We start from the raw sequence: 12,347 nt of genomic DNA on the forward strand, positions 1-12,347 counted from the left end.
GGTGTCGTCATCCGTTCACGACGCGCCGGTAACTTCGCCGTGCGCTGGCCGCATCCCTCTTTGACCGGCGGATCCCTCCTCATCGAAAGGCCACTCGTGCGGGTTAGAACGAGATCAGTACGTATCGCCACGGCGGCATTGGCCGCGGCGGGCGCTGTGCTGGGCGTGGGCTCAATCGCCCCATCCCAGCCTGCCACCGCGGTGGAAGACGTCGGTTCGAGATTCACCCTCGCTGTGCTTCCGGACACGCAGTTCTATTCACGTTATGCACAGTCCAACTTCGTGCCCGACTACGGTACGGACCCTTTCGCCGTACAGACGGCCTGGATCTCCGCACATGCCGACGAACTGAACATCCCCTTCGTCGCCCATCTCGGTGACCTGGTCGATCAGGTCGGAGTGGAGAACGAGTGGGTCACCGCCGATGCGGCGATGCGGACACTGGATGACAGCGGTGTGCCGTACTCGGTCCTACCAGGCAACCATGACGTGCTCGATTCGAATGACGCGCGCTATGACGACATGTACGACCTGGCTCAGGAGCCGTACCTCGACTGGTTTGACGCGGAGCGTATCGCTGGCCAGCCGACCGAGGGAGAGACTGATGCCACGGGCCTGAACCAGTATCAGATCTTTGAGGCGGAGGGGCAGCGGTTCATGGTGCTGGCCCTCACATGGCGGGCATCGGATGCGACGCTCGAATGGGCCAATGGCGTCATCGCCGAGCACCCCGAACTACCGGTGATCCTGACCTCGCACGACATGATCGGCGTCGGCAACGACGGCGTTACGGGGTTCACGAGCGAGAACGGCGAGCGGCTCTGGGAGAGGCTCATCGCCGACAACGACCAGATCTTCCTCACCATGAACGGCCACTATCACGGCGCGGTGGTGACCGAGCGCACGAACAACTCCGGAAACGCCGTCACCCAGGTGCTCATCGATTACCAGATGGCCTACGAAGGTGGCAACGGCTACATGAGCCTGTTCGAGTTCGATCTGACGAACGATCGCATCGATGTCGAGACGGTCTCGCCATGGGTGGTGTACAAGCCTGCGGACTCGCTGACCTCCTACGACGAGCCGGTTCTCGACGGCGCGGCACAACGTTTCTCCATCGATATCGACTTCGCTGAGCGGTTCTCCGGCTTCGCTCCGGGCTTCCAGGCAGGCCAGGGGGAGTGGCCATCACTGAGTGAGCGCGCCGTGGAACTCATCACAGATGGCTTCGTGGGCGTGCCGGGCAGCCAGGACGTGGAGCCCGGATCGGTCGACGACTACGTCGAGGTCGATGGAACACTCGCGCATTGGCGGATGACCGGTGCCGAGGGGACCCTCGAGGAGGGGGCCGTCATTGAGGACGTCGCCGGTGACAGCGACCTGCACCGCGTGCCGATTGCTGAGTCAGGATCGAGCACTGCCATGGAGGAGGACGTCTCGCTCGTGGCGCAGACCTACCCGTACTCCTCGTCCGGGCAGGCGGTGTGCTTCGCCGAGTCCGACCAGCAGAACGACCGGTTCAGCTTTTTGGCCACCGATGCCGACGCTCCGGTGAACGACGCTGATCTCTCCGGTGGATACACGATCGAGACGTTCGTGAAGATGGATGAGTCATGGACCGCTGAAGCGAACGCTTGGAGCAAGTTCCTGGTGCGCAGCGGTAACCGGTCGGAACTGCCCGGTATGCCCGTGACGCGGTGGGACTATACGGCCTCACCGTCGTCATTGGGCATCTCGAACCTTCGCGAGTTCCAGTGGAGCGAGGTGGGCGAGGACGCGACGAAGGGCGACAAGACCAACTGGTCGGGTGAGATCATGGTCGGCACGTGGAACCATGTGGTCGTCGTGAACGATCCGGACACGGCCGAGACCACCATGTACGTCAACGGAGCGCCGGTGCTGCGCACCGCACAGGACACGATCGGTCAGTCCTTCATCGAGGGGATGCCCTGGATGATCGGCGCCGACTGGTCCGACGATGCAGCCAGGAACGGCTGGAACGGGTGTGTGGGGGAGACGCGCATCATCGATCGTCCGACGAACTCGGACGAGTGGTTGACGGCGCGTCCCGACCTCTCCACCTTCGCGGTCACCGCAGTGCCGGAGGTGATCGACGGCTCAGCACAGGAAGCAGCGATCGAAGGAACTGGCACGCCTCGTGCGACCGTGACCGCGGCGATCGGTGAGAGTGCTGGATTCAGTGCGATGGCCGCCGCGCTCGAGACGACCGTTGGACCGGACGGCACCTGGTCGCTTGCAATCCCTGCCGGGTCGTTGTCCCAGGAGGAGACCACGGTCTCCCTCGTCCAGGGGTTCGGTAGCCGCGTCTCGGAGCCACAGAACGTGACCCTCGTTCTCGCGGCTCCGGAAGAGCCCGAGCCGACCGACCCGGCCGACCCCGATCCCACGGAACCGGGTGCAATCGACCCGGAGGAGCCGAGTCAGGACGATTCGGACGGGCTGGGGAACGCCGACGGCGATACTTCCGGTGAGGATGTGGACGCAGGTGACGCCCTCCCCACGACGGGTGCCTCAGTCGCACTGTGGGCCGTCGTGAGCGGTGTGCTGCTGGCGGCCGGCCTGCTCGTCGCGGCACGGGCGCGCATGCTGCGTCGCGGCTGAGTGCGTTCAGGGCAGTGACGTGCCGGGCGGCGGCGACGGTCTTGTGCATCGCCGTCCGGCACGGTTCGTGGCGCGCCGACCTCATGCGTCCATCGATGGGGTTGCGCGCTGCTGTTCCACTACCCGTGATGCTCATGGGAGGCACTGCTCAATTCGAGCCCTGAGAGCTCCGCTCGGTCGTCGGAGCTGGGGTCGTCAAGCGCGGCAAGCCCGCCTGTTGCCACGGCCGTGACGGCATCGAGGAAGGTGTCCGAAGTCAGGATGCGCGTGTGTCCGAAGCCCGTGGTGTGCAGCATCCTGGACCTCTCGGCATGTACCTCGTGCAGCCTTCGTGCGTCCGTATCGGGCATCCGTCGATCACCGATATCGTGCACCACAAGCAGTTCTGTACCGGGAGGAAGTGGGTGCAGCACCGCGTCGTATCGCAGCGACGCTGACCTCTCGTCTTCACCCAGTCGAGCGAGGAATCGCGCCTTCACCCGTCCCGCAGTGCGGGCGTCCAACCGGAAATCCCGGGCAAATGCGCTCATGAAGGGATCGGGCGATCCGACTCCCGAGACGACGGCCACGAACTCGGTCGGCGCTATGGACCGAGCGACGGTGAGCGCAGCGAGGCCACCAAGCGAATGCCCGACGATCGCCCGGAACTGACCGTAGCGGGCGTGCAGTGCCTCCGCCGCCGCCACCCAGTCACGGATATCGGCGCGCCCACCGACGGAGCGCCCGTGAGCCGGTGCGTCGAAGGAGACGACGCGGAACCCTTCGTAGGTGAGTTCACGGATCAATGGAGCAAACTGCGATGCGCGGCCACGCCAACCGTGCAGGAGGAGCACCGTGCGCTCCCCGGTGCCCCATTCGTACGTCGTCAGGAGGCGGCCCCTGACCCGCAGCAGCCGCACTCGTGCGGCGAGGTCCGTTGCTGCATCGGTGTCGCGAACGGCTATCCGAGGAGCGGTGGTGAAGAACGCGCGCAGCGCGAGTCGCGCGGCCAGCGGGGGCGAGAGGGCACCGACGAACCGAAGGCTTCGGCCGATCAGCGTCGAAAGAGTAGACACCAGCACTCCATTCAGACAATACGAACGATCGTGTGTGATGATGCTACACGGACGATCGTTCGTATACTAGAGAGATGGCGACATCGGAGACAGTGGACGGGCGTCGCGCTCGCGGCGATGCGTCACGTCGCGTGGTGCTCGAGAGTGCGACCGATCTCGCGTCGGTCGAAGGTCTCGACGGACTCACGATCGGCCGCCTCGCGGAGGTGACCGGACGTAGTAAGAGCAGCATCGCGACCCTGTTCCGCAGTAAGGAGGGCCTGCAGCTGGCCGCCGTCGCCGCAGCGAAGGAGGTCTTCGTCGCCACGATCATCGAGCCAGCTCGGGGCGAGCCGCGCGGCATTCGTCGACTTGCGGCGATCCTGTGCAACGCACTCATGTACTCGAAGAATCGTGTTTTCAGTGGCGGATGCTTCTTCGCTGCGACCTCCGCAGACGTCGATTCGAAGCCGGGTCCCGTCAACGACGCTGTTCGAACGTCGCTCGCAGCTTGGTATGGCTACGTCGAAGCACAGGTCAGGTTCGCGAGAGAGGCTGGCGAGCTCACCATCGACGAGAGCGGGATTGGGCTGCTCGCGTTCGAGCTGATCGCGCTCGATGAGGCCGCGAACATGAGATCGCTCATGATGCGCAGCGACCAGCCCTATCTGCTCGCAGCGACCGCCATGCGCAATCGCCTGGCAGCTGCAGGGGCGGATCCGGGCCTGCTCGAGGGGCTCGACCTGTAGTTCGTCCGATTGCGCGCGGTCCTGTGGTGGGGTGTCAATGACGCGGGCTTGGCCTTCGACCGGCTGATCGCCACGGGACCAACGGCCCTTGTCGCTCCTTGATGCGGTGACACGCTGGTGAGGCGAACAGCACTTGGTGAGGTCGGCTGGTGAAGCCTGCTGAATCACCAGTGATGTTCGGCCCATGATCACCGATCGCAGGCTCAACCGATAAGGAAGCAGGATCATGACTGAAGATCAACGTGCACCGACGCGCGTACTGAACGAGGCTGAATGCTGGTCTCTCATCGAGGATGCGCCATACGGGAGAGTCGCGGCTGCGGCCGGCGACGAGATCGACATCTTCCCCATCAACCACGCCGTACTGGGCGGGGACATCGTCTTTCGGACGGCACCCGGGACCAAGCTCGTCGAACTGACAATCCGGCACCGCGTCGCCTTCGAAGTCGACGGCTACGACGATTCCCATGCCTGGAGCGTGGTGGTCAAAGGGCAGGCGGTTGAACTGGAACGCAGCGCCGAGATCGCGGAGCTGGAGCAACTCAGCATTCGGCCGTGGGCCCCCGAGGAAAAAGCACGCTGGGTGCGCATCGACGTCTCCGACGTGCAAGGCCGAAGGTTCGAACGACCGACTGTGGGGTCTGAACGATGAGCACAGAGGGGGCAGCACCGACGTCTGCCAGTGGCGATAGCTCGCGCGCGGACGCGCGTGGACGGATCGTCGTCGGGATTGATGGATCACCGATCTCACACCAAGCCCTGCGCTGGGGCGCTCGCCTCGCAGGTGATCTCAGCCTGGACCTCGAAGCAGTCGCAGTCTGGTCGTTTCCGCCGGTCGCCTACGGTGGGTACTACGTTGATCTGGACTGGCAGCCGGAAGAGGAGGCTGCGCGCATGCTCGATACGGCAGTCGCTGCCGTCTTCCCGGCTGGCCGTCCGTCCTGGTGTCAGTTGAGCACACGGGAGGGCCGAGCGGCTGAACAGCTCGTCGAAGCCTCCGACAACGCGGAGATGCTCATCGTAGGAAGGCGCGGGTATGGCGGCTTCACCGCGCTCCTGCTCGGTTCGGTCAGCTCCGCGTGCGTCTCGCATGCGCACTGCCCGGTGCTGGTGGTACCGGTCCAGTCACCGTAGAAGTCGCAATGCCGACGACGACGGTCCGCCCGGGCGCCACAGCGGCGGCCCAGGTAGGCCGTCGTCATCGTTCAGGAACGAGGACCACGGGCCCAGCGAGGTTGAGGATGAGCTCGATCGCGATCCGTCCCAGCGGTGCCACGTCCGGGTGTCGCCGACCGATCACCGTCAGGGCCGCGCTGCTGGAGTGGACGATCAAGGCCTCCGCAGGGTCGCGGTCCGTCCAGCGCACCTCGATGTCGATTCTGGGTGCTGCCGCCCGTGCGCGCTGTTCCGCGGCGTGCACCACATGCGTGCGCTCAGCGGTTGGGCTCGAGCAGACAACGATGAGCCGCTCGCCGGTGCGATCACACTCATCGGCGGCAAATGCGATGGCGGCACCAGCCCCGTCCCCGGCGCCTGCGACGATGACGCCGCGTCGCCGGCGTTCTCCCGACGCGGGCACGATCGCCAACGGCACGCTCGTACAGGTCGCGAGCTGCAGGCTGCGCGCGCCCAGCGCCCTGCCGCGGAAATAGCCGGACTTATGTGTGCCGACAACGAGCATCGTGGCCGTTGCGGCAGCGCGGGCGAGCTCAGGCACCGGTGCGCCGACCTGCAATCGCGAGGTGGCCTGAACGCTGGGTTCGGCCTCGCGGGCCCAGCGCAGCTCCCGATCGAGCGTGGCCTCGACGGTCTCTCGCAGGTGCGTGAACGTGGACTCGCCCACCGTGGCCCACTCGGAGTCCACGACGGCGACGAGCCTCGCCGACGAGTCGTTGCCGCGTGCAGTCCGCAGTGCCCAGCCCAGGGCGGCGCGGCTAGCTGCACTGCCGTCCACGCCGACCACGTACCCGGGGGACGGTGGCGAGATGTGACTCTCGCCGTCGGTATCGACTCGTTCACGTACGTCCTTCTGCACATCCTCATGGTGTGCCGGGATGCCCCCGGGGGAGGGGGCCCAAGGTCCCGTGGACCGCATGGACCACGAGACGACGTGGTAGCGTGCGGGCGTCCGGCCGGACCTGGAGGTTACAACGAGCGAGCCGATCTCATCGTTCGAGGGGCCGCGTTCCGAGCTCGACCGAGCGATCGCGGAGTTGATTCACCGTGCCGCTGAAGTGACCCGCACCCAGGGTCGCTTGCGGGCGCTTCTGCGTGCCACGGACGCCGTGGTCTCGCAGCTTGAGCTTCCGGAAGTACTACGGCGTCTCACCGAGGCTGCCGTGGAACTGGTTGACGCGCGTTACGGCGCTCTCGGAGTGATTGCGCCCGATGGGTGGTTGGAGGAGTTCGTGCACGTCGGCATGGACGCCTCTGACGTCGAACGAATCGGCCACCTGCCGGAGGGTCACGGCGTGCTCGGGGCGTTGATCGAGGATCCGCGCCCCATCAGATTGCCGCACATCGCCAACGATCCGCGCTCGGTGGGCTTCCCCGAGGGGCACCCACCGATGGAGACCTTTCTCGGGGTGCCGATCCGGGTCCGTGATGAGGTCTTCGGCAACTTGTATCTCACCGAGAAGCGGGAGGGGTTGTTCTCCGAGGAGGACGAGGAACTCGTCACGGCTCTAGCCGCGACGGCGGGCATCGCCGTCGAGAACGCGCGTTTGTTCGCGGGTTCACGTGATCGCGAGCGATGGGCCGCCATCGCCGCTCACCTCTCGGCCGTCCTGATCAATGCGAGCGAGCTCGAGACGCCTGCTCTTCTCGCCGACGCACTGTTCGAGGCACTGGATGTGGCCCGAGTCGCAGTGCTCGTCGCTGGTGACGAACCGCTGACCGTGCAGGTGGCGCAGGCGCGAGGTATCGGCGCCAACTCCATGCTCGGCGTCCGTATGGCCCCGGAACAGACGGACGCTGTCATCGTGCTCGAGAGCGGCGAACCCGTCACCCGAACGGGTGGTACGACCGCCACGGCCGATGCCGACGCTCTCGCCGTCCAGGACGGCACCGGTACGGGTTCAACCCTGCTCGTCCGCGTTCAACCGCCAGGGAGCGACGGACTCGTTCTCGCGGTCTGTAGGTCGCCTGGCGGAGGGCGCTTCGGTCGCGCCGAGATCGACGTGGCCGCTGACGCTGCCGCGCGGATCGGTCTGGCCATGGAGGTCGCCCGTTCCAGGGAGCAGCAGCAGCGGGCGCTCCTGGTCGAGGATCGTGCCCGCATCGCCCGCGACCTGCACGATCGCGTCATTCAGCAACTGTTCGGTACGGCGCTCGAACTCCATTCGCTCGAAGCGACCGTGCCGAGCGAAGGTGCCGACCGGCTGCGGTCATCGGTCGATGCGATCGACGATGCCATCGCCCAGATCCGCACCATCATCTTCGCTCTCAAACCCGCTGTCCCGGATAGCCCCACGCTGCGGCACCAGGTCTTGGATCTGGCGATCGAGGCGTCACGCCGATTGCCGAAGAATGTCGATGTCGAGTTCGCCGGCCCGGTCGATGTGATCGCCGATCACGAGATGGCACAGGACGTGGCTGCGGTGGCGCGCGAACTTCTCAGCAACGCCGTGCGCCACGCCGACGCTGACCAGGTCAGCATCGAGGTCCGGGTCCGCGACGACGCCCTTGTACTCATCGTGCAAGACGACGGGTGTGGGATGGACGATTCAGTGGCCCGTAGCGGTCTGGCGAATATGGCGGAGCGCGCCCGGCGCCGAGGCGGCAATCTCGACCTGCGCTCAAGTCCCAGCGGCACGTCCGCGGAGTGGCGAGTTCCCCTGACCTCGATGAGGAGAAGCAGATGATCCGAGTCTTCTTGGTGGATGATCATGAGGTGGTTCGTCGCGGTATCGCCGATCTGCTCGGTCGCGAGGACGACATCGAGATCGTCGGCGAGGCAGCGAACGTGGCCCAGGCACTCACGCGGGTCAGAGCCGTGCGACCGGACGTCGCCGTCCTTGATCTGCGACTGCCCGACGGAGACGGCGTGGGGCTGTGTCGCGAGATCCGATCGCAGCTTCCAGAAACGCGCTGCATCATTCTCACGGCGTACGACGATGACGAGGCCGCAGTCGCGGCTGTGCTGGCGGGCGCGTCCGGCTACGTCGGCAAGAGTGTCCGCGGTTCCACCCTTGTCGAGGACGTCCGAGCGGTCGCGGGCGGTCGTTCGCTCATCGACGCCCGCGTCTCGCAGCATGTCGCCGATCGGGCGGGCTCGGCACACGCCACAGATCCGCGGTTCGGATCACTCAGCCTGCGTGAACGCCAGGTTCTCACGCTGATCGCCGAAGGACTGACGAACCGCCAGATCGGAGAACGCCTGAGCCTTGCGGAGAAGACCGTGAAGAACTACGTGACGAGCCTGCTCGCGAAGCTAGGTTTCGAGCGAAGAACTCAGGCGGCGGCTTTCGGAGCCATCCAAGGCGAGAGTCGTGACCGAGCACACCGCAGATCGACGTGAGGGAGAACAGCTGATGTCGTTCCAGGCGTATCTTGACGCCGTCGAGACCAAGACCGGGCGCACCCCGCGTGACCTCGTGCAGGCGGCGCAGGACCAGGGTTTCGGCCCGGGAAGCAAGGCGACACCTGTCGCAACGTGGCTGAAGGAGACCTACGGGATCGGCCACGGTCATGCGATGGCGATGGTCCACGTCATCACGAAGGGCGAACACATCGGTGATAAGCACGTCGGCTCGACCGGTACACACCGCGATTCGAGCAACACGCTGTGGTTGGACGGGAAGGACTCCCGGCCGGCCGACTGGTGACCCCCGTGAGCTGCCACCCCTGCCCCGTGTCGGCCTGACCGACCGTCCAGGTGGCACAGCGCCGCGATCCGATGTCTCCTGGAGGTAGGCGGCCGTCCCCGCCTCACCACGAACGACAAGGAGATCACGATGAGCACGGTTGAGGAATCGGTCGACGTCAACGTCCCGATCACCACGGTGTACAACCAGTGGACCCAGTTCGAGGACTTCCCGGAGTTCATGGATGGTGTGGTCTCGGTGACGCAGATCGACGACCGTCACAACCATTGGGTCACTGAAGTCGGTGGCCAACAGCGCGAGTTCGACACCGAGATCACCGAGCAGCATCCCGACGAGCGCATTGCGTGGACGAGCACCAGCGGCGAGGTGGACCACGGGGGCGTCGTCACCTTCCATCGCTTGAGCGATTCCGTGACGCGCGTCATGGTGCAGATCGACTGGGCGCCGCAGGGTGTTGCAGAGAAGGTCGGTGCCGCCGTCGGCGCCGACGCGCACCGGGTGAAGGCAGACACGAAGCGGTTCAAGGCCTTCATCGAGGACAGGCAGCGCGCAACGGGGGCCTGGCCCGGAGACGTGGACACCCCGAGCTGATACGACGAGTCCACGCGGCCGGGCTGACGAGTCAGTCCGGCCGCGATGCTGGTCTGGCACCCCACCAGCGCTACACGGCGCCGCGTCCGGCAGGCGAGCACACCATTGCCGAGCGATCGCGGGGTACTCGCTAGGCGAGTGAGCGGTCCTTCTTCCGGGCGAACCACGCTGGCTGATTCGGCCCGTCCCACACCTGGATCGCTCCCCAGATCGAGGCAGCGATCGGCACCGCCAGCACGGCCCCGGTCAGTCCGACGAGCACTGTCCCTGCGGTCAACGCCACGAGGATCACCAGCGGATGCAGGCTCAGCGTCCGCGCCATGACCACTGGCTGCAGGAAGTTCCCCTCCAGTTGGTTGACGAGAACGACGATCCCGACGACGATCAGCGCCTCCACGGGCCCGAGTGCCACCAGAGCTACCAGCGCCGCGAGCACACCGGCGAGGGTGGCTCCGACCAGCGGGATGAACGCCAGAAGGAAGACGAGGACGGCCAGCGGAAGTGCTAACGGGACACCGACGATTGCGAGCCCGATGCCGATGAAGATCGCGTCCGCCGCCGCCACGATCGCGGTTCCACGGACGTAGCCGCCCAGGGTGCCGACTGTCGAGTGACCAATACGCCGGCCTCGCTCATACCGGGCGCCCTCAAACGGGCGCAACATGAACTCCCAGATCTGCGGACCGTCCTTGAGGAAGAAGAACAGCACCACAACGAAGATGACGAAGCCGGCAACGAAATCGAACGTCTGCGAGGCTCCGGCGAGCGCCCCAGAGCTGACGGCGTTTGACTGGAGGAGCTCGAGGGCCGAGTCCTGCACCGACTGGATCTGCTCCTCGGTGATCTCGAAGGGCAAACCCTGGACGTAATCCTGGAGCTGGGTGAACCCCTCAAGCGCTTGCTCGCGCAGCGACGCCCACTGCGCCACCACGGCCGCCGCGACCAGCCACACCACGCCCGCCAGCACTGCCACTAACGTCACCAGTGCGATCACGGTGGCCAGCAGTGAGGGCATGCCTCGGCGCCGCATCAGCCCGACGAGTGGGGAGATCGCGGCCGCCAGCACCAACGCGATCAGCACAGGGATCACCACGAGCGTCAACTGAGTCAGTGCAAGGACTGCCACAGTGATCAGGGCCAGCACTGCCAGCACCTGCAGCGACCGTGTCCCGGCCCTGCCGAAGCCGTCCGCCCACAGTGCAGCAGTAGTGCCGGGCCGTGGCCCGCTCTCGTGAGGTTGCTGAGGTGACTCCACCACGTCGCGCCGGCGCGCTCGCTGATGGTGTCGACGCGTGAACAGACCCATGGTGACCCCTCGTTGTCGGATCGCAGCGACCGGTACGGTTCCCTGCCCGGCGAGCGCCAGCCTACCTGCGGGGTGTTCGCGTGGGGCGGCGAACCGCTCGAACGACTCCACGGGACGCTCCGCATGTGAGCGTCGCACTCGTGCTCATATCGAGGGGTACTTCGCACCTGCTCGACCGGTCCGTGAGAGGCTGGCCATCGACCCGAAGGAGTAGCACCCATGCAGCAGCGCCCGCTCGGCCGTACCGGCCGCGAGATCTCCGCGATAGGACTTGGCACCTGGCAGATCGGGGGCAACTGGGGAGAGGTCAACGAGAGCGACGCCTTCGACGTCCTGGCAGCCTCTGCTGATGCGGGGGTCACCCTGTTCGACACCGCAGACGTCTACGGCGATGGGCGCAGCGAACAGCTTATCGGCCGCTTCCTCGCCGACCGACCCGGCCACCGGATCACCGTCGCCACCAAGATGGGCCGCCGTGCCGATCAGCGTCCCGAGAACTACTCGCCGGAGAACTTCCGTACCTGGACCGACCGGTCTCGGCGGAACCTCGGGGTCGAGACCCTCGACCTGGTGCAGCTGCACTGCCCGCCATCGGCTGTGATCGAATCCGATGCCATCTACGACGCTCTCGACAACCTCGTCTCCGACAGCACAATCGCCGCCTACGGCGTCTCTGTCGAGACCTGCCAGCAGGCACTGACCGCGATCGCCCGTCCGAATGTGACGAACGTGCAGATCATCGTCAACCCGTTCCGGCTCAAGCCGCTGGATGAGGTGTTGCCCGCCGCAGAGGCTGCCGGAGTGGCCATCTTCGCGCGCGTTCCGCTCGCCTCCGGTCTGCTCTCCGGCAGATACACCACGGCGACCACTTTCGCCGCGAATGATCACCGCACGTTCAACCGGCACGGTGAGGCGTTCGACAAGGGCGAGACATTCTCTGGAGTCGACTTCGAGCAGGGCCTGGCCGCCGCCGAGGAGCTGGCCGCGGTCCTTCCCGACGGCGTCCCCCTCCCTGCCGCGACGCTCGCCTGGATCGCCACGCGACCAGGCGTGACGAGCGTGATCCCGGGCGCGCGCAACGTTGCTCAGGCCGAAGCCAACGCGCAGGCCGTAGCCCTGATCGAACAGGGATTCGATATCGACATGTTCGACGCCGCGGTGCGTGAGGTCTACGACCGGCGCCTCCGGAAGGCCATCCACACCGCGTGGTGAGCAGCAC

12 protein-coding genes are annotated in these 12,347 nt (G+C 66.0%); 9 read left to right on the forward strand and 3 right to left on the reverse strand.

Annotated elements, in window-relative coordinates; genetic code table 11:
* Window positions 1-60 precede the first annotated feature (60 nt).
* Window positions 61-2,622, forward strand: coding sequence for a LamG-like jellyroll fold domain-containing protein (locus LQF10_RS08860; RefSeq protein ID WP_231067106.1), 2,562 nt, complete (start codon window positions 61-63; stop codon window positions 2,620-2,622).
* Between the two features lie 119 nt (window positions 2,623-2,741).
* Here LQF10_RS08860 and LQF10_RS08865 read toward each other — a convergent pair whose 3' ends face one another.
* Window positions 2,742-3,677, reverse strand: coding sequence for an alpha/beta fold hydrolase (locus LQF10_RS08865; protein ID WP_231067107.1), 936 nt, complete (start codon window positions 3,675-3,677; stop codon window positions 2,742-2,744).
* Between the two features lie 74 nt (window positions 3,678-3,751).
* On the opposite strand from LQF10_RS08865, the gene LQF10_RS08870 reads away from it, so the two are divergent.
* The 3 genes from LQF10_RS08870 to LQF10_RS08880 all read left to right on the forward strand — a co-directional run bounded on the left by LQF10_RS08870 (window position 3,752) and on the right by LQF10_RS08880 (window position 5,539).
* Window positions 3,752-4,405, forward strand: a complete 654-nt coding sequence (locus tag LQF10_RS08870; protein WP_231067108.1) for a TetR/AcrR family transcriptional regulator — start codon at window positions 3,752-3,754, stop codon at window positions 4,403-4,405.
* 226 nt (window positions 4,406-4,631) lie between these two features.
* Window positions 4,632-5,057: a pyridoxamine 5'-phosphate oxidase family protein gene (locus tag LQF10_RS08875; protein ID WP_231067109.1), complete on the forward strand. Its 426-nt coding sequence runs from the start codon at window positions 4,632-4,634 to the stop codon at window positions 5,055-5,057.
* On the forward strand, window positions 5,054-5,539 hold the full coding sequence (locus tag LQF10_RS08880; RefSeq protein ID WP_231067110.1) for a universal stress protein: 486 nt from the start codon (window positions 5,054-5,056) through the stop codon (window positions 5,537-5,539). The genes LQF10_RS08875 and LQF10_RS08880 overlap by 4 nt, the downstream gene beginning before the upstream one ends.
* Before the next feature lie 64 nt (window positions 5,540-5,603).
* Here LQF10_RS08880 and LQF10_RS08885 read toward each other — a convergent pair whose 3' ends face one another.
* The gene (locus LQF10_RS08885; protein ID WP_231067111.1) at window positions 5,604-6,440 is read right to left on the reverse strand and encodes a universal stress protein; all 837 of its coding nucleotides are present in this window, start codon (window positions 6,438-6,440) and stop codon (window positions 5,604-5,606) included.
* 199 nt (window positions 6,441-6,639) lie between these two features.
* Between LQF10_RS08885 and LQF10_RS08890 the strand changes: the two genes are divergently transcribed.
* The 4 genes from LQF10_RS08890 (at window position 6,640) to LQF10_RS08905 (ending at window position 9,822) form a co-directional block, all read left to right on the forward strand.
* Complete coding sequence (locus LQF10_RS08890; protein ID WP_231067112.1) at window positions 6,640-8,268, forward strand: GAF domain-containing sensor histidine kinase; 1,629 nt, start codon at window positions 6,640-6,642, stop codon at window positions 8,266-8,268.
* Window positions 8,265-8,924, forward strand: a complete 660-nt coding sequence (locus tag LQF10_RS08895) for a response regulator (RefSeq protein ID WP_231067113.1) — start codon at window positions 8,265-8,267, stop codon at window positions 8,922-8,924. Before LQF10_RS08890 ends, LQF10_RS08895 begins: the two co-directional genes overlap by 4 nt.
* 13 nt (window positions 8,925-8,937) lie before the next feature.
* The gene (locus tag LQF10_RS08900) at window positions 8,938-9,231 is read left to right on the forward strand and encodes a DUF4287 domain-containing protein (protein ID WP_231067289.1); all 294 of its coding nucleotides are present in this window, start codon (window positions 8,938-8,940) and stop codon (window positions 9,229-9,231) included.
* Between the two features lie 129 nt (window positions 9,232-9,360).
* Window positions 9,361-9,822: an SRPBCC family protein gene (locus LQF10_RS08905; protein WP_231067114.1), complete on the forward strand. Its 462-nt coding sequence runs from the start codon at window positions 9,361-9,363 to the stop codon at window positions 9,820-9,822.
* Between the two features lie 130 nt (window positions 9,823-9,952).
* On the opposite strand, the gene LQF10_RS08910 is transcribed toward LQF10_RS08905, so the two are convergent.
* Window positions 9,953-10,975, reverse strand: coding sequence for an AI-2E family transporter (locus tag LQF10_RS08910; protein WP_231067115.1), 1,023 nt, complete (start codon window positions 10,973-10,975; stop codon window positions 9,953-9,955).
* Window positions 10,976-11,347: 372 nt separating this feature from the next.
* Between LQF10_RS08910 and LQF10_RS08915 the strand changes: the two genes are divergently transcribed.
* Complete coding sequence (locus LQF10_RS08915; RefSeq protein WP_231067116.1) at window positions 11,348-12,340, forward strand: aldo/keto reductase; 993 nt, start codon at window positions 11,348-11,350, stop codon at window positions 12,338-12,340.
* The last annotated feature ends 7 nt before the right edge of the window (window positions 12,341-12,347 follow it).

Source organism: Ruania halotolerans (assembly GCF_021049285.1).
Taxonomy (GTDB): Bacteria; Actinomycetota; Actinomycetes; order Actinomycetales; family Beutenbergiaceae; genus Ruania; species Ruania halotolerans.